The sequence below is a fragment of the Streptomyces sp. NPDC127098 genome, from assembly GCF_042722465.1.
Taxonomy (GTDB): domain Bacteria; phylum Actinomycetota; class Actinomycetes; order Streptomycetales; family Streptomycetaceae; genus Streptomyces; species Streptomyces millisiae.
This window is the reverse complement of the sequence record NZ_JBHXFJ010000098.1, coordinates 1-17,310: the sequence shown is the minus strand read 5'-3', so window position 1 is coordinate 17,310 and position 17,310 is coordinate 1. Positions and strand designations below refer to the sequence as shown.

Sequence of the window (17,310 nt, the reverse complement as noted above, 5' to 3'; positions counted from 1 at the left end):
CCCGCCCATCGGCGGGTGGGTGGGCGCGGCGGGGGCCGGGTGGCCCCGGCGGCGTAGCCGCCGCGGGCCTGGGCCCGCCCGGGCCGCTCGCAGCGCGGAAAGGGCGGGTGGGTGGGGGAGAACGTCCGCGGGCCAAGGCCCGTCAGGAGCTCGCGGCCGTCTCGAAGAGCTGTCGCATCGCCCGCCGCAGGTCGACCACGTCCCGCACCGGCTCGGGGAACTCGAAGCGCGCGTCGAAGCACGCGTCGCCCGCGCTGAAGCGCACCCGCAGGCCGTGCCGGTCCAGGCTCAGCGGCGCGACGCCCTGCCACGCCTCGCAGCCGGCGCCCCGGTCGCCCAGCAGACCGCACAGCGACCGCAGTTGGCCCTCGTGCGCGGCAGCGAGGTGCTGCAGGAGCTCCGCCTCGTGCGCCGCCAGCGGGTCGGCCGCGGCCGCGGCGAACTCCTCGGGTTCCACATGGGCGGCGCCCCACAGGTCGTCGACGTAGGCCTCGCCCACCTCCAGGCGCAGCAGGGGCCACGCCGGCCCGGGGACCGGGCCCGCCGGGTGCCGCTCGGCCAGCAGGCGGGCGGCGGCGCGCCGTTCGGCGGCCGGCACGGCGGTGAGCCAGCCGGCGACCCAGCCCCGGCCGCGGATCCGGTGCGGCACGGCGACCGGGGCGACGTCCGTGATCTCCATCACGGACGTCACGTCGTCGTCGAGGGCAAATGCCGTGGCCCTGGCGGCCGGTGAGTCGGCCGGGACGAGCAGCAGCACGTCGCCCGTCGACGAGACCGCGCGGGACTCCGGCACACTGTGTCCTAGCTCAGCGCCCGGAATGGTCAGTGCCGCCGAGGCGTTGGTCTCGACGAGGGTGCGCACACGCTCGGCGGCCGTCGGCTGTCGTGCGTCGTGCCCGGGACGCGGCTGGCCCTCCTCCTGGCTTCGGCGTCCGGTGCCGGAACGAGGGCTCCCAGGTCGAATCATGCGCACTCCTCAGATAAGGTAAGCCTCACCTAACTTACACGGAGGTTCGTTCAACGTGAACCAGTCGCGTCCCAAGGTCAAGAAGTCGCGCGCCCTCGGCATCGCGCTCACCCCGAAGGCCGTCAAGTACTTCGAGAAGCGCCCCTATCCGCCGGGCGAGCACGGGCGCGGCCGCAAGCAGAACAGCGACTACAAGGTCCGGCTGCTGGAGAAGCAGCGGCTCCGCGCCCAGTACGACATCAGCGAGCGCCAGATGGCCCGCGCCTACGAGCGCGCCCGCAAGGTGACCGGCAAGACCGGCGAGGCCCTCATCATCGAGCTCGAGCGCCGGCTCGACGCGCTGGTGCTGCGCTCAGGACTGGCCCGCACCATCTACCAGGCGCGCCAGATGGTCGTGCACGGCCACATCGCCGTCAACGGTCGGAAGGTCGACAAGCCGTCCTTCCGGGTGCGGCCGGACGACGTCGTCGAGGTGCGCGAGCGCAGCCGCGCCAAGCACCCGTTCCTGGTCGCCAGGGAGGGCGGCTACGCGGGTGAGGGCGAGACCCCGCGCTACCTCCAGGTCAACCTGGAGGCGCTGGCGTTCCGCCTGGACCGGGAGCCCAACCGCCAGGAGATCCCGGTCATCTGCGACGAGCAGCTGGTCGTCGAGTACTACGCCCGCTGACCACCACCCGCTGGTTCCCCGCCCTCGGAGCGGGGAACCGCGGGCAGCGGCAGCCGGGCCGAGTGCTCGGCGAGCGAGGCCGCGCCCGGGGCGCCGGGCGCCGCGGCGCGGCGACCCTCGGCGGCGCCGCGCCCGCCCAGCGCCCGCGACACCGCGGCCGCCGCGTCAAGCAGCCGCCCCTCGCGCAGACACTGCTGGTACCGCGCGGGGCTCAACCGCTCCCGCACGTGCCGCTCGCAGAGCACGTGCGCCGAGTTGAAGAACTCCGAGCCGAACAGCGGCATCCCGACCGAGCGCCACAGCCGGGCGGCCGCGCCCTGCAGCACCGCCGCCTCCACCACGTCGCCCTCGGTGGCCGTGATCCCGGCGAGCAGTTCGATGGCCAGCACCGTGTTGACCGGGTCCTGGAAGGCGTGCGAGATCCGCAGGGACTGCTCGACCAGCTCCCTGGCCGGTCGGATCTCGGACCGGTGCCACGCCGCGTACCCCAGGCCGTAGAGCGCGTAGGCCCTGGCCCAGTGCTCCCCGTGGTCCTCGCAGGCCTGCCGCACATCCTCGTAGATCGCCAGGGCGCCGGACAGGTCGCCCTGGAAGGCCACGACCATGGCCAGCTCGCACCGGCCCATCAGCACGTTGCTGTTGAGCTCGCCGATCTCCTCGTAGCGGGACAACGCCTCGCGGAACAGCTTCTCGGCGCGCGGCATCTCGTCGCCGATCATCGCCACGCAGCCCGTCAGGTGCACGCTGTAGGCCACCGCCCGCGCGTTGCCGGTGCGCTCCGCGCCCTCGCGGCACTCGTGCAGCACGGTCAGCGCCGCCACCGTGTCCCCCTGGAGCACCGCCACGTAGCCGGCCACCCACAGCGCCTTGAGCCGGGTCTCCTCGTGGTCCGTCTCGGTCTCGAGCGCCCGGTGCAGCCAGTGCCTGCCCTCCGCGAGCCGCCCGCAGCCCACCCAGCAGAACCACAGCGTGGCCGCCAGGTAGAGCCCGAACCTCCCGTCCTCCTCGTCGTCGAGCGCGAACTCCAGGGCCGCCCGGAGGTTGGGCAGCTCGTCGTCGACGCGGGCCGCGACCTCCGCCTGCCGGGGGCTGAACCACTCCAGCTCGCACCAGGTGGCAAGCCCCGTGCACCAGTCGCGGTGCCGGCGACGCAGCCGCCGCGCGTCCCCGCTCGCCGCCAGCCAGTCCTCGCCGTAGGCGCGCAGCGTGCCGAGCATCCGGTACCGCACCCCCGAGGGCGCGTCCTCCCGGCTCACCACGGACTGGGTGACCAGCTCGGTCAACACGTCGAGGACGTCCTCCGCCGGCAGGTCGGGGCCCGAGCACACGTACTCGGCCGCCTCCAGGTCGAAGTGGCCGGCGAAGACCGAGAGCCGCGCCCACAGCAGTCGCTCCGGGCCGCTGCACAGCTCGTGGCTCCAGCCCACGGCGGTGCGCAGCGTCTGGTGGTGCGGCGGCGCGCCGCGCGCTCCGCCGACGAGCAGCCGGAAGCGGTCGTCGAGCCGGTGCAGGATCTGGTCGAGTGAGAGCGTCCGCAGTCGCCCGGCGGCCAGTTCGAGCGCGAGCGGGATGCCGTCGAGCCGGTGGCAGAGCTCCGCCACCAGCCGCGCGTTGGACCGGCCCACCCGGAAGTCGGGCAGCACGGCCGCGGCCCGCTCGCCGAACAGCTCGGCCGCCTCGTCCAACGGCGCCGGCTCGCCGTCCGCCGCGTCCTCCGGCGGCGCGGGGGCGCGGAGCGGGGCGAGCGGCACCAGACGCTCGCCCGCCACCCCGAGCGGTCGCCTGGCCGCCGCGAGCACCCGTAGCCTGGGGGCCCGGCGCAGCAGCTCGTGCACCAGCGCGGCGGCCGGCTCCACGAGGTGGTCGTAGCCGTCGAGCACCAGCAGCAGTCGCCGGTCGGACAGGTGCTCGGCGAGCACGGTGACCGGTGCCCGCCCCGAGTGGTCGTTGATCCCGAGCGCCTCGACGACGGCGTGCTCCATCAGCTCCGGATCGCGCACCGTGCCCAGCTCCACCAGCCAGACGCCGTGCGGGAAGCGCTCGCCTGCCTCGCGGGCGGCCCGGAGCGCGAGGCGGGACTTGCCCACACCGCCCACTCCGGTCACGGTCACCAGTCGGTGTCTGGACAACTGCCGCTTCAACGCGGCCACTTCGCTGACGCGGCCGACGAAGGCCGTCAGTTCCGCGGGCAGGTTGCCTCCCGCGCGGCCGGTCCTGGGAGTCTCCCGAGCGGCAGGCTCGGGGCCCTGAAAGCCTGACATAACCACGCAGCGTACTGGCGGATATGCAGAACGTACAATTGCGCCTGGCCGCCCTTGGCAGGAGCGGGGGAATGCGGTAGGAGCCCGGCCGCCCGGCGCGATAGGGTCGTTCCTCGTCGCCGCACGATGGACACGGAGTCTCCGTCCCAGGTGGGCGGCGGCCGGCGCGGACCGCGCCGCGCTCCCCGACGGGCTCGCGGCGCCGGCGTGTCGGATTCGTGCAGGGAACCCATCCGAGGGAAGCGGTGCGTTCGTGTCCGGTGGCGAAGTGGCCGGCCTCCTGGTGGCCGTCTTCTGGGCGATCCTGGTCTCCTTCCTGGCCGTGGCGCTCTTCCGACTCGCCCAGGCGCTGCGCGCGGCGACCGAGCTGGTGACCGCCGTGACCGAGCGGGCCGTCCCGCTGCTCGGCGAGGCCTCCTCGACCGTCCGCTCGGCGCAGACCCAGCTGGACCGTGTCGAGACCATCGCCACCGACGTCCAGGAGGTCGCGGCCAACGCCTCCGCGCTCTCCTCGACCGTTGCGGCAACCTTCGGTGGGCCACTGGTCAAGGTCGCGGCGTTCGGATACGGGGTGCGGCGGGCGCTCGCCCGGCGCGGCGGCGCGGAGCCGCCCGCCCGGCGCACGGTGGTGCGCGGCCGGTACGTCCCCGCGGCCAGGCGCCGCAAGCGAGAGGAGTGATCAGGCCATGTTCCGCCGAGCCTTCTGGTTCACCACGGGCGCAGCGGCGGGTGTCTGGGCCACCACCAAGGTCCAGCGCACCCTGCGCGGTCTGGCGCCCGACAGCCTCGCCGTCCGGGCCGCCGACCGCGCCGTGACGGCCGGCCAGCGGGTCAGGGGCTTCGCGCTCGACGTGCGCGCCGGCATGGCGCAGCGCGAGCGCGAGCTGACCGAGGCCCTGGGCATCGAGCGCGACGAGGCCGCCGCTCCCGGCCGCGCCGCCCACCCGCCCCAGCTCCCCTCGCCGCCGCACCGGGCCGAGCTCGGCCCGGTCACCCGAGACACGTCCCGAATCTCCGAAATGAGGACCACTGATGGAGTCGGCTGAAATCCGCCGCCGCTGGCTGAGCTTCTTCGAGAAGCGCGGGCACACCGTTGTCCCGTCGGCGTCGCTGATCGCGGACGATCCGACGCTGCTGCTGGTCAACGCGGGCATGGTGCCGTTCAAGCCGTACTTCCTCGGCGAGGCCACCCCGCCGTACCCGCGCGCCGTCAGCGTCCAGAAGTGCGTCCGCACGCCGGACATCGAGGAGGTCGGCAAGACCACCAGGCACGGCACCTTCTTCCAGATGTGCGGCAACTTCTCCTTCGGCGACTACTTCAAGGAAGGCGCCATCCGCTACGCCTGGGAGCTGTTGACCAGCGCGGTCGCCGACGGCGGCTACGGCCTCGACCCCGAGCGGCTGTGGATCACCGTCTACGAGCAGGACGACGAGGCCGAGCGGATCTGGCGGGACGAGATCGGCGTGCCGGCCGAGCGGATCCAGCGGCTCGGCATGGGCCCCAACTTCTGGTCCATGGGCGTGCCCGGCCCCTGTGGCCCGTGCTCCGAGATCAACTACGACCGCGGCCCCGCGTTCGGCCCCGAGGGCGGCCCCGCCGTCAACGACGAGCGCTACGTGGAGATCTGGAACCTGGTCTTCATGCAGTACGAGCGCGGTCCCGGCGAGGGCAAGGAGGACTTCCCGATCCTCGGCGACCTGCCGGCGCAGAACATCGACACCGGGCTCGGCCTCGAGCGGCTGGCGATGATCCTGCAGGGCGTCCACAACATGTACGAGACGGACACCCTGCGCGTCGTCATCGACCGGGCCGGCGAGCTCACCGGCGTCCGGTACGGCGCCGCCGAGGACTCCGACGTGGCGCTGCGCGTGGTCGCCGACCACCTGCGCACCTCCGCCATGCTCATCGGGGACGGCGTGACCCCGGGCAACGAGGGCCGCGGTTACGTGCTGCGCCGCATCATGCGCCGTGCCATCCGGAACATGCGCATCCTGGGCGCCGAGGGCCCCGTGGTCGCCGAGCTGCTCGACGTCGTCCTGAAGACGATGGGGCAGCAGTACCCGGAGCTGCTGACCGACCGCAAGCGCATCGAGACCGTGGCGCTCGCCGAGGAGGCGGCCTTCCTCAAGACCCTCAGGGCCGGTACCAACATCCTGGACACCGCCGTCACCGAGACCAGGGCCGCCGGCTCGACGGTGCTCCCGGGCGACAAGGCGTTCCTGCTCCACGACACGTGGGGCTTCCCCATCGACCTCACCCTGGAGATGGCCGCCGAGCAGGGCCTCACCGTGGACGAGTCAGGCTTCCGCCGCCTCATGAAGGAGCAGCGGGACCGGGCCAAGGCCGACGCCAGGGCCAAGAAGACCGGCCACGCCGACCTCTCCGCCTACCGGCAGGTCGCCGACGCCGCGGGCGTCTCCGAGTTCATCGGCTACACGCTGACCTCCGGCGAGGCCACCGTCGTCGGCCTGCTGGTGGACGGCGTCTCCTCGCCCGCCGCCGTCGAGGGCGACGAGGTGGAAGTGGTGCTCGACCGCACCCCGTTCTACGCCGAGGGGGGCGGCCAGTTGGCCGACAGCGGCCGGATCAGGCTCGACTCGGGCGCCGTCGTGGAGGTGCGGGACGTCCAGCAGCCGGTGCCCGGCGTGATCGTGCACAAGGGCGTGGTCCAGGTCGGCGAGGTCACGGTCGGCTCCGCCGCGCACAGCACCATCGACACCGCGCGGCGCCGCGCCATCGCCCGCGCCCACAGCGCCACCCACCTGACCCACCAGGCGCTGCGCGACGCCCTCGGCCCGACGGCCGCCCAGGCCGGCTCGGAGAACTCGCCGGGCCGCTTCCGCTTCGACTTCGGTTCGCCGACCGCCGTGCCCGGCACGGTGCTCGCCGACGTCGAGCAGAAGATCAACGAGGTGCTGGCCCGTGAACTCGACGTCACCGCCGAGGTGATGTCGATGGACGAGGCCAGGAAGCAGGGCGCCATCGCCGAGTTCGGCGAGAAGTACGGCGACCGGGTGCGGGTGGTCACCATCGGCGACTACTCGAAGGAGCTGTGCGGCGGCACCCACGTGCACAACACCGCCCAACTCGGCCTGGTCAAGCTGCTCGGCGAGTCCTCCATCGGCTCCGGCGTGCGCCGCGTCGAGGCCCTGGTCGGCACCGACGCCTACCGGTTCCTGGCCCGTGAGCACACCGTGGTCTCCCAGTTGACCGAGCTGGTCAAGGGCCGGCCAGAGGAGTTGCCCGAGCGGATCGCCGGCATGCTCGGGCGGCTGCGGGAGGCCGAGAAGGAGATCGAGCGGTTCCGCGCCGAGAAGGTGCTCGCGGCTGCCGGCGGCCTGGCCGCCGACGCCCGCGACATCGGCGGCGTGGCGCTGGCCAGCGGCCGGGTGCCGGACGGCACCTCGGCGGACGACCTGCGCAGGCTGGTGCTCGACGTCCGTGGCCGCATCCCGGGCGACCGGCCGGCCGTGGTGGCGCTGTTCACCGTCGTGAGCGGTCGCCCGCTCACCGTGGTGGCCACCAACGATGCGGCGCGCGAGCGGGGTCTGAAGGCCGGCGACCTGGTGCGGGCCGCCGCCAAGGCGCTGGGCGGCGGCGGTGGCGGCAAGCCGGACGTGGCCCAGGGCGGCGGCCAGAACCCCGAGGCCGTGGCGGACGCGTTGGCCGCCGTCGAGCGGCTGGTCGCGGAAGCCGCCTGATGCGGCGTGGGCGGCGGCTCGCCGTCGACGTGGGCGAGGCCAGGATCGGGGTCGCCTCGTGCGACCCCGACGGGGTACTCGCGACCCCGGTGGAGACCGTGCCGGGGCGCGATGTCCCGGCCGCGCAGCGGCGGTTGGCGGAGCTTGTCGCCGAGTACGAGCCGCTGGAGGTGATCGTCGGGCTGCCCCGCTCACTGGCGGGCGGGGAGGGCCCGGCGGCCGCCCGGGTGCGGGCGTTCGCCCAGGAGACCGCGCGACGGGTCGCCCCGGTGCCGGTGCGCCTGGTGGACGAACGCATGAGCACCGTCACGGCGGCGCGGGCCATGCGCGCCTCCGGGGTCTCCGCGAAGAAGGGCAGGTCGCGCATCGACCAGGCCGCGGCCGTGGTCATCCTGCAGAACGCGTTGGAGAGCGAGCGCGCCTCGGGGCGCCCGCCGGGGCAGTGCGTCGAAGTGGTTGTCTGATCGCGGTACGGTAACGTTCGCCGCGACAGGGTAGCCGCGTGGCTTCGGGGGATTCGGACTGCCGCCTTGCGTCACAAGGGGATCGATGACTGAGTATGGCCGGGGCTCCGGCTCTGAGCCGTGGTACCCCGAGGACCCGCTCTACGGGGATCAGGGCTGGTCCGGCGCGTACGACGCCACGGGCAACCAGCACGCCCAGCAGGGGCACGGCACCTGGGACGAGTACGGCGGCCAGTACGGCGACCAGCAGCAACAGCACCCGCAGGGCGACCAGCAGCAACAGCCGTACTACCAGCAGCAGTACGACTCCCAGCAGCAGCACGGCCAGCAGGGCGGCTGGGACAACTCCGGTCAGTACTACGCCGGTGACCCCTACGGGAACCAGCAGCACGGCCACCAGCCGGCGGCCCACCAACAGCAGGGGCAGCAGCCCGACGGCGGCTACGGCGCGGGCCAGCACCCGGGGCAGTACCAGGACCCGTACGCCACCCAACAGGGGTACGCGGCGGCGCCGCACGGCGGCCAGGACCCGTACGCCCGGGGTGGCTACCCGGCTCAGCAGCAGCAGTACGGCGGCGGTGGCCAGGACGCGTACCCCGATTCCCAGGGTGCGCCGGCCCAGCAGGCCGGCCCGCCGGACGGCGACCGAGGGCCCCGGCGCGACGACCCGGGCCCCGACCCGGAGACCGGTTGGGACCCGGGACCCGACCAGGGCGAGTCCGACTTCTTCACGCGGCGCGACGACGACGACTGGTCGGACGCGGAGGAGGACAGGCGCGGCCGGCGCGGCGACAAACCCAAGAAGAAGCGGCGTGGCGGCGTCGGCTGCATGGTGGCCGGGGTGCTGGTGCTCGGCGCCCTCGGCGGCGTCGCCTACGTCGGCTACGGCATGTACCAGGACCGGTTCGGCCCGGCCCCCGACTTCGCGGGGGAGGGCACGGCCGAGGTGCAGGTGACCATCCCCGAGGGCTCCACCATCTCCGGCATGGGCGTGATCCTGCGCGACGCCGGCGTCGTGGCGAGCGCCGACGCGTTCGTCGAGGCCGCGGGCGAGGACGGCCAGTCGCTCCAGCCGGGCGTCTACACCCTGCGCCGCGAGATGGCGGCGTCCTCCGCCGTGGAGCTGATGCTCGACCCGGCCTCGCTCAGCGTGTTCACCATCCCCGAGGGACGTCGCGCCACCGAGGTCTACGCGTTGATCGACGAGCGCCTCGGCCTCGAGGAGGGCACCACGGCCGAGGTGGCGGAGACCGCCGACCTGGGGCTGCCGGACTTCGCCGAGGGCGAGGTGGAGGGCTTCCTCTTCCCGACCCGCTACGACGTCGGCGAGGACACTACCCCGGAGGACCTGCTCCGGGCCATGGTCGACCGGGCGGAGGCCGAGTTCGCCGATATCGACCTGGAGGGCCAGGCCGAGGAGTTCGGCCGCACGCCGCGCGAGATCCTCATCGTCGCCTCGCTCATCGAGGCCGAGGGGCAGACGGACGAGGAGTTCGGGAAGGTCTCGCGGGTCATCTACAACCGCCTGGAGCAGGACATGATGCTCCAGTTCGACTCCACCATCAACTACGCGCTGGGCCGCTCCACGCTGGACACCTCGCTCGCCGACACCGAGCTGGACTCGCCGTACAACACCTACCAGGAGCTCGGGTTGCCGCCGGGCCCCATCGCCAACCCGGGCCACAACGCCATCGAGGCCGCGCTCAACCCGACCGAGGGCCCCTGGCTCTACTTCGTGACGGTCACCGAGGGCGACACCCGATTCACCGACGACTTCGCCGAACACGAGCAGAACGTCGCGGACTTCAACGCCGCCAACCAGGGGGACGGCTGATGCCACCACACCCGGCCGCCCACCGGGCGGCCGTCCTCGGCTCGCCCATCGCACACTCGCTCTCGCCGGCCCTGCACGACGCCGGCTACGCGGCGTGTGGTCTCGACGACTGGAGCTACGGCCGCTTCGAGGTCGACGAGCGCGGTCTCGCCGCCTTCCTCGACGGCCTGGGCCCCGAGTGGGCCGGGCTCTCGCTGACGATGCCGCTCAAGCGCGCCGTCATCCCGCTGCTCGACGAGGTGAGCCCCACGGCCGCCGCGGTCGACGCCGTCAACACCGTGGTGTTCACGGCGGACGGCCGGCGCACCGGCGAGAACACCGACATCCCCGGCCTCGTCGCCGCTCTGCGCGAGCGCGGGGTGACCCGGGTCGAGCGGGCGGCCGTGCTCGGCGCCGGCGCCACGGCCTCCTCCGCGCTCGCCGCGCTCGCCCAGGTCTGCGACGGCGAGGTCACCACGTACGTGCGCGGCCCGGAGCGCGCCGCGGAGATGCGGGCGCTCGGCGAGCGGCTCGGTCTGCCGGTGCTCGTCGCCGACTGGGCCGAGGCCCACCGCGGCCTCGACGCCCCGCTGGTGATCGCGACCACCCCGGCCGGAGCCGCCGACGCGTTGGCCGACGCGGTGCCGGGCTCGCCGGGCGCCCTCTTCGACGTGCTCTACGAGCCCTGGCCGACGCGGCTCGCCGCCGCCTGGGCGGCGCGCGGGGGCCGGGTGCTCGGCGGGCTCGACCTGCTGGTCCACCAGGCCGTGTTGCAGTTCGAGCTGATGACCGGTGTGGTCCCGGGGCCACTCAAGGAGATGCGCGCGGCCGGCGAGGCGGCGCTCGCCGCCCACTGAGCCCTGGCCGCGACCGAAACCGGCCCGGGGATTAGGTCGGCGCCGGGTCTTAATCGCGCGCGCTGTGCGTCTCGTGGTTCAGACAGCTCGGGGCCGCTCGCGCCGGCATGGCAGGATCGGGGGTGCCGGCCCGGCAGGGCCGGCGGTGAGATCGAGCAGTTCGAAGGAGCACCGTTGAGCAGGCTGCGCTGGCTGACGGCGGGAGAGTCGCACGGTCCGGCACTGGTGGCGACGCTGGAGGGGCTGCCCTCCGGCGTGCCGATCACCACCGACATGGTGGCGGACGCGCTGGCGCGCCGCCGGCTCGGCTACGGCCGCGGTGCCCGGATGAAGTTCGAGCGCGACGAGGTCACGTTCCTCGGCGGGGTGCGCCACGGGCTCACCCTGGGGTCCCCGGTGGCGATCATGGTCGGCAACACCGAGTGGCCCAAGTGGGAGAAGGTCATGGCGGCCGACCCGGTGGACCCGGCCGAGCTCGCCGACAGCAGCCGCAACGCCCCGCTGACCCGCCCGCGGCCGGGCCACGCCGACCTGGCCGGCATGCAGAAGTACGGCTTCGACGAGGCACGGCCGGTGCTCGAGCGGGCCTCGGCCCGGGAGACCGCGGCCCGGGTGGCCCTCGGCACGGTGGCCCGCTCCTACCTGAAGGAGACCGCCGGCATCGAGATCGTCTCGCACGTGGTCGAGCTCGGTGCCGCCCGCGCCCCCAAGGGCTCGCTGCCCGAGCCCGGCGACACCGCCCGGCTGGACGCCGACCCGGTGCGCTGCCTGGACGCCGACGCGAGCAAGGCGATGGTCGCCGAGATCGACCAGGCGCACAAGGACGGCGACACCCTCGGCGGGGTGGTCGAGGTGCTGGCCCACGGCGTGCCGGTGGGCCTCGGCTCGCACGTCCACTGGGACCGCAGGCTCGACGCGCGGCTGGCCGCCGCCCTGATGGGGATCCAGGCCATCAAGGGCGTCGAGCTCGGCGACGGCTTCGACCTCGCCCGCGTCCCCGGCTCCAAGGCCCACGACGAAATCGTGTCGACGCCCGACGGCATCCGCCGCGCGTCCGGCCGCTCCGGCGGCACCGAGGGCGGGCTGAGCACCGGCGAGGTGCTGCGGGTTCGCGCCGCGATGAAGCCCATCGCCACCGTGCCACGCGCCCTGGCCACCGTCGACGTCACCACGGGCGAGCCGGCCAAGGCGCACCACCAGCGCTCCGACGTGTGCGCGGTGCCGGCGGCCGGGATCGTCGCCGAGGCCATGGTGGCCCTGATCCTCGCGGACGCGGTGGCCGAGAAGTTCGGCGGCGACAGCGTCCGGGAGACCAGGCGCAACGTCGAGGGCTTCCTGGGCAACCTGGAGATCAGGTGAGCGCCGGGGCGTCGGGCCCCCGGGTGGTGCTGGTCGGCCCGCCCGGCTCGGGCAAGTCCACCATCGGCGCGCTGCTCGCCCAGCGGCTCGGCGTCGTCGCCCGCGACACGGACGCCGACATCGAGCGGACGGCGGGCAAGCCCATCGCCGACATCTTCGTCGAGGACGGCGAGCCGCGGTTCCGCGCGCTGGAGGCGGCCGCCGTGCGCGACGCGCTCGCCGAGCACGACGGCGTGCTCTCGCTGGGTGGCGGCGCCATCCTCGACCCCGCCACCCGTGCCCTGCTCGCCGGCCGGCCGGTGATCTTCCTCGACGTCTCGCTCGGCGAGGCCATGAAGCGGGTGGGCCTGGACACTGCCCGGCCGCTGCTCGCCGTCAACCCCAGGCAGCGGTGGCGCACCCTGATGGACGAGCGCCGCCCGCTGTACACCGAGGTGGCCAGGGCGGTCGTGGAGACCGCCGACCGCACGCCCGAGGAGGTCGCGCAGGCGGTCCTCGACGTATTGGAGCTCACGACAGCATGACTCTTCCCGCCGCAGCCCCCACGAGGATCACCGTGGGCGCCACCGCCGGCTACGCGCCCTACGACGTGCTGGTCGGCCGTCAACTGCTCGGCGAGCTACCGGAGCTGATCGGCAAGGACGCACGCCGGGTCGCGGTGCTGCATCCGGAGGCGCTGGCCGAGACCGGAGAGGTGCTCCGCCAGGACCTGGCGGACCAGGGGTACGAGGCCATCGCGATCCAGCTCCCCAACGCGGAGGAGGCCAAGAGCGCCGAGGTCGCGGCCTACTGCTGGACGGCGCTCGGCCAGACCGGCTTCACCAGGTCCGACGTGATCGTCGGGGTCGGCGGCGGCGCCACCACCGACCTGGCCGGGTTCGTCGCCGCGACCTGGCTGCGCGGGGTGCGGTGGATCGCGGTGCCCACCACCGTGCTCGGCATGGTGGACGCGGCGGTCGGCGGCAAGACCGGGATCAACACCGCGGAGGGCAAGAACCTGGTGGGCGCCTTCCACCCGCCGGCCGGCGTGCTGTGCGACCTCGCCGCGCTCGACTCCCTGCCGGTGCACGACTACGTCTCGGGTCTGGCCGAGGTCATCAAGGCCGGCTTCATCGCCGACCCGGCGATCCTGGAGCTGGTGGAGGCCGACCCGGAGGCTGCCAGAACGCCGGCCGGTCCGCACACGGCGGAGCTGATCGAGCGCTCCATCAGGGTCAAGGCGGAGGTGGTGGCCAGCGACCTGAAGGAGTCCGGTCTGCGGGAGATCCTCAACTACGGCCACACGCTGGCGCACGCCATCGAGAAGAACGAGCGCTACGCCTGGCGGCACGGCGCCGCGGTCGCGGTCGGCATGGTCTTCGCGGCCGAGCTGGGCCGCATCGCCGGCCGTCTCGACGACGCCACGGCGGACCGCCACCGCGCCGTCCTCTCCTCGGTCGGCCTGCCGGTCACCTACCGGGGCGACCAGTGGCCGCGGCTGCTGGAGACGATGCGGATCGACAAGAAGTCGCGCGGCGACCGGCTGCGCTTCATCGTCCTCGACGGCCTGGCCAGGCCGGCGGTCCTGGAGAGCCCCGACCCCGCCATGCTCCTCGCCGCCCACGCGGAGATCGCCGCCTGACGGCCTCCCAGCCGAGGGCAGCCGCGCCGGCCGGCGGCCGGCGGAGGTGTGGTGGGGCTCCGGCCGCTCGTGGGCCGGGCCGCCCGTCGGACTCGCGTCCGGCCCTGCCGTGGTGCTCGACCCGGGCGGTGCCGGGCGCGGCGGCTCACGGGCCGGAACCCGGCGGTTGCACGGTGTGACTCGGAGTGTACGGAACGTTCCGGATCGGCCGCGGCGCCGGGGCGCGACCACCCCGCTCCCCGGACTCCGGCGGCCCACCGCTCGGCGCAGCGTCGGTCCGGCCCTCTGCCAGGTCGGCGTCCGTCGCTTTTCCCTCCCGCCGCCTCCGTCACCTCGGGTCCTTCGGGGCGGTCGGGCCGCCAGGCGCGTGCGGGTTCGTCCATTCGGGGGATGGTGGCGGATATGCTGCCCGCATGGAGGGGCGGCGGCGCGCTGCCGGGCGGCCTTCGGACCGCTCAGACCGGCGGGCCCAGCCCGATGACGACGACTGACATAGGTGGGGAGCGGATGCAACAGCCCGGTGGGATGCCCGTGCCACCGCCCGCCCCGCCGGACGGCGGGACGACCGGGTACGTCCAGCTGCCGCCCGGCGCCATGGTGCCGGCTCCGGCCCCGGCGGCGGGTGCCGCGCCGCCGGACATCAGCCATGTGGGCATCGCCGTGCTGCTGATCGGCCCCGCCGGGGCCGGCAAGACGACGGTGGCCAGGTACTGGGCGGAGCGGCGCCCGGTGCCGACGGCCCACATCAGCCTGGACGACGTGCGGGAGTGGGTGCGTTCCGGCTTCGCCGACCCGCGCTCGGGCTGGGACGACCGCTCCGAGGCGCAGTACCGCCTCGCCCGCCGCACCTGTGGCTTCGCCGCCCGCAACTTCCTGGCCAACGGCATCTCCTGCATCCTGGACGACGCGGTCTTCCCCGACCGGCCGGCCGTGGGGCTCGGCGGCTGGAAGCGCCACGTGGGCCCCGGGCTCATCCCGATCGTGCTGCTGCCGGGCCTCGACATCGTGCTGGAGCGCAACGCGGCCCGCACCGGCACCCGCCGCCTCTCGGACGAGGAGGTGGCCACCATCCACGGCCGGATGGCCGGCTGGTACGGCTCGGGGCTGCCGATCATCGACAACTCGCGACACGACGTCGCCACCACCGCCCGCATGCTGGACGACGCGGTGGCCCGCAGTCTCAGCACGCCGCCGCAGTGGTGACTTCCGGCCAATCACTCGCACGGGTGTCCGGGCTCCCGCTCGTCCGGCCCCGCTGAGAAGGCCGGAATCCCCGCCGCTGCGTAGGCTCGATCCATGTCCGAGGTTCACGCGGGCCGGCGCTCACGGCTCCGTGCCCACGCTTCGCCGGCGGGCGACGTGGCCGCCGTCGTCTCGCGGCCGTCCAACGTGCGCTATCTCGTGGGTCCGGCCCCGGCCGGCGCCGTGCTGCTCGTCGGGCACGACGGCGGGGACACGCTGTTCGGCCACTGGGACCCGGCCGAGGAGCCGGTGGGGCCTCGCCCGCACGAGGAGGAGGGGCTGCGCGTCACCTCGCTCGACGGGGACGCCGATCCGGCGCTCGCCGCGGTGGTCGCGGCCGCCGAGGGCGGCGCCCGGGCGGTGGCCGTCGAGGAGCACCACCTGACGGTGGCAAAGCACCGGGTGCTGACGCGGGCCGCGCCCGGGACCGGGTTCACCGACCTCGGCTGCGCGGTGGAGCGGCAGCGGCTGGTCAAGGACGAGGACGAGATCGCCGCCCTGCGGGTGGCGGCCGAGATCACCGACCGGGCGCTCGGCGAGCTGCTCGAGTCGATCCTGGTGGGCCGCACCGAGCGCCATCTGGCGCTCGAGCTCGAACGCCGCCTGGTGGACCACGGCGCGGACGGCCCGGCGTTCCCGACCTCCGTCGCCACCGGCAGCCACTCCGGCCTCGCCGGGCACCGGCCGACCGACCGCAGGGTGGAGGAGGGCGACTTCCTCACCGTCCGGCTCGGCGCCAGGTTCCGCGGCTACCGCTGCCAGATCGGCCGGACCTTCGTCATCGGCACCAGCCCCGCCGACTGGCAGATCGAGCTCTACGACGTGGTCTTCGCGGCCCAGCGGGCGGCCAGGGAGGCGCTGACGCCGGGCGTCGAGTACCGCGAGGTGGACCGCGCGGCCCGCGAGGTGCTGTCGGCGGCGGGGCACGGCAGGGCGCTCGGTCCGGTGACCGGGCACGGGGTGGGCCTCGAGATCGGGGAGGACCCTCGGCTGTCGCCCGCGGCCATGGGTAGACTTGGCCCTTGTGTGCCGGTCACCGTCGAACCGGGGGTCCATCTACCGGGCCGGGGCGGTGTCCGGATCGACGACACGCTCGTCGTCCGCTCCGCGGCGGACGGCGGACCGGAGCTACTCACCATCACGACCAAGGAGCTCCTCGCCCTGTAACCCCGCGGGGGGCCGGTGCGCGGGGGGACCGCGGTCACCTTCACGCAGCAGTCCCTAGGAGATTCCGCGACCGTGGCCACCACGAACGACCTCAAGAACGGCATGGTGCTCAAGCTGGAAGGGGGCCAGCTGTGGTCCGTTGTCGAGTTCCAGCACGTCAAGCCCGGTAAGGGCGGCGCCTTCGTCCGCACCAAGCTGAAGAACGTGCTCTCCGGCAAGGTGGTCGACAAGACCTTCAACGCCGGCACCAAGGTCGAGACGGCCACCGTCGACCGGCGGGGTATGCAGTTCTCCTTCAAGGACGGCACCGACTTCGTCTTCATGGACACGGAGACGTACGACCAGCTCTACGTCAACCCGGAGACCGTGGGCGAGGCGGCGAACTACCTGCTCGAGGGGCAGGACTGCACCGTCGCGATCTACGAGGAGAACCCGCTTTTCATCGAGCTGCCGGCCGCCGTCGAGCTGGTGATCGAGTACACCGAGCCGGGCGTCCAGGGCGACCGCTCCACCGGCGGCACCAAGCCCGCCCGCCTGGAGACCGGGTACGAGATCGGCGTCCCGCTGTTCATCACCACCGGTGAGAAGATCAAGGTCGACACCCGCTCCGGCGAATACCTTGGCCGGGTGAACAACTAACCGTGTCTGCCCGCAGCAAGGCCCGCAAGCGCGCCCTGCAGATCCTCTTCGAGGCCGACCAGCGGGGTGTCGCGCCGCTCGACGTGATGGCCAGCTGGGTCGAGCTCGGCAAGACCGACGACCGGCAGCCGCCGGTCAGCGAGTACACCCGCGAGCTGGTCGAGGGCTACGCTGCCCGCGCCGAGCGGATCGACGAGCTGATCGCGCAGTACTCGGTCGGCTGGACGCTGGACCGGATGCCGGGCGTCGACCGCAACATCCTGCGGCTGGCCGCGTTCGAGCTGATATGGCAGGACGCCACGCCCGACGCGGTGGTGCTGGACGAGGCCGTGCAGCTGGCCAGGGAGTTCTCCACGGACGACTCGCCGCCCTTCGTCAACGGCTTGCTCGGCCGCCTGAAGGACCTCAAGCCGTCCTTGCGGCGTTGAGCCTGGCGGCCGGCCGGCGGACGGCCTCCTGGCTCCGCGGTCCGGCCGCGCGGCCACGCCCCGGGCGGGGTGACACCATCAGTGGTGTGACCCCCCCCCGGGCGGTTGCGCGGCGGCCCGGCC

Annotated in this window: 16 protein-coding genes; 14 read left to right on the top strand and 2 right to left on the bottom strand. The window is 73.9% G+C overall.

All coding sequences use genetic code 11. From position 1 onward, the window contains the following. Positions 1 to 142 precede the first annotated feature (142 nt). Positions 143 to 967, bottom strand: a complete 825-nt coding sequence (locus ACFWI8_RS34345) for a DUF2470 domain-containing protein (protein ID WP_387099591.1) — start codon at positions 965 to 967, stop codon at positions 143 to 145. 55 nt (positions 968 to 1,022) lie between these two features. On the opposite strand from ACFWI8_RS34345, the gene rpsD reads away from it, so the two are divergent. Beyond that, positions 1,023 to 1,634 (top strand): 30S ribosomal protein S4, encoded by a 612-nt coding sequence (gene rpsD / locus ACFWI8_RS34340; protein WP_387099588.1) that lies wholly within the window; start codon positions 1,023 to 1,025, stop codon positions 1,632 to 1,634. Here the strand turns inward: rpsD and ACFWI8_RS34335 are convergent. Further along, a complete protein-coding gene (locus ACFWI8_RS34335) occupies positions 1,622 to 3,895 on the bottom strand; it encodes an ATP-binding protein (protein ID WP_387099585.1) in 2,274 nt (757 codons plus the stop codon). The genes rpsD and ACFWI8_RS34335 overlap by 13 nt on opposite strands. Before the next feature lie 253 nt (positions 3,896 to 4,148). Between ACFWI8_RS34335 and ACFWI8_RS34330 the strand changes: the two genes are divergently transcribed. From ACFWI8_RS34330 to nusB, 13 genes are all read left to right on the top strand, one after another. Then, positions 4,149 to 4,574, top strand: coding sequence for a DUF948 domain-containing protein (locus tag ACFWI8_RS34330; protein ID WP_311594453.1), 426 nt, complete (start codon positions 4,149 to 4,151; stop codon positions 4,572 to 4,574). A 7-nt stretch (positions 4,575 to 4,581) separates the two neighbouring features. Beyond that, a complete protein-coding gene (locus tag ACFWI8_RS34325) occupies positions 4,582 to 4,941 on the top strand; it encodes a hypothetical protein (RefSeq protein WP_387099583.1) in 360 nt (119 codons plus the stop codon). Further along, positions 4,928 to 7,597, top strand: a complete 2,670-nt coding sequence (gene alaS, locus ACFWI8_RS34320) for an alanine--tRNA ligase (RefSeq protein ID WP_387099580.1) — start codon at positions 4,928 to 4,930, stop codon at positions 7,595 to 7,597. Before ACFWI8_RS34325 ends, alaS begins: the two co-directional genes overlap by 14 nt. Then, complete coding sequence (ruvX, locus tag ACFWI8_RS34315; protein WP_311594456.1) at positions 7,597 to 8,061, top strand: Holliday junction resolvase RuvX; 465 nt, start codon at positions 7,597 to 7,599, stop codon at positions 8,059 to 8,061. Before alaS ends, ruvX begins: the two co-directional genes overlap by 1 nt. An 85-nt stretch (positions 8,062 to 8,146) precedes the next feature. After that, entirely contained in the window at positions 8,147 to 9,895 is a 1,749-nt protein-coding gene (mltG, locus tag ACFWI8_RS34310; RefSeq protein WP_387099576.1) for an endolytic transglycosylase MltG, read from the top strand. Continuing rightward, positions 9,895 to 10,731 carry a shikimate dehydrogenase gene (locus ACFWI8_RS34305; RefSeq protein WP_387099574.1) on the top strand — a complete coding sequence of 279 codons (837 nt, stop codon included), beginning with the start codon at positions 9,895 to 9,897 and terminating at the stop codon, positions 10,729 to 10,731. The genes mltG and ACFWI8_RS34305 overlap by 1 nt, the downstream gene beginning before the upstream one ends. 174 nt (positions 10,732 to 10,905) lie before the next feature. Next, positions 10,906 to 12,090 (top strand): chorismate synthase, encoded by a 1,185-nt coding sequence (gene aroC / locus ACFWI8_RS34300; protein WP_387099571.1) that lies wholly within the window; start codon positions 10,906 to 10,908, stop codon positions 12,088 to 12,090. Beyond that, positions 12,087 to 12,614, top strand: coding sequence for a shikimate kinase (locus ACFWI8_RS34295; protein ID WP_387099569.1), 528 nt, complete (start codon positions 12,087 to 12,089; stop codon positions 12,612 to 12,614). The genes aroC and ACFWI8_RS34295 overlap by 4 nt, the downstream gene beginning before the upstream one ends. After that, the gene (gene aroB, locus ACFWI8_RS34290; protein WP_387099567.1) at positions 12,611 to 13,711 is read left to right on the top strand and encodes a 3-dehydroquinate synthase; all 1,101 of its coding nucleotides are present in this window, start codon (positions 12,611 to 12,613) and stop codon (positions 13,709 to 13,711) included. Before ACFWI8_RS34295 ends, aroB begins: the two co-directional genes overlap by 4 nt. 477 nt (positions 13,712 to 14,188) lie before the next feature. After that, complete coding sequence (locus ACFWI8_RS34285) at positions 14,189 to 14,914, top strand: AAA family ATPase (RefSeq protein WP_387099565.1); 726 nt, start codon at positions 14,189 to 14,191, stop codon at positions 14,912 to 14,914. A 93-nt stretch (positions 14,915 to 15,007) separates the two neighbouring features. Then, positions 15,008 to 16,120 carry a M24 family metallopeptidase gene (locus tag ACFWI8_RS34280; RefSeq protein ID WP_387099563.1) on the top strand — a complete coding sequence of 371 codons (1,113 nt, stop codon included), beginning with the start codon at positions 15,008 to 15,010 and terminating at the stop codon, positions 16,118 to 16,120. 72 nt (positions 16,121 to 16,192) lie between these two features. Further along, positions 16,193 to 16,759 carry an elongation factor P gene (gene efp / locus ACFWI8_RS34275; protein WP_311594464.1) on the top strand — a complete coding sequence of 189 codons (567 nt, stop codon included), beginning with the start codon at positions 16,193 to 16,195 and terminating at the stop codon, positions 16,757 to 16,759. 2 nt (positions 16,760 to 16,761) lie between these two features. Beyond that, the gene (gene nusB, locus ACFWI8_RS34270) at positions 16,762 to 17,187 is read left to right on the top strand and encodes a transcription antitermination factor NusB (protein WP_387099560.1); all 426 of its coding nucleotides are present in this window, start codon (positions 16,762 to 16,764) and stop codon (positions 17,185 to 17,187) included. Positions 17,188 to 17,310: the final 123 nt, after the last annotated feature.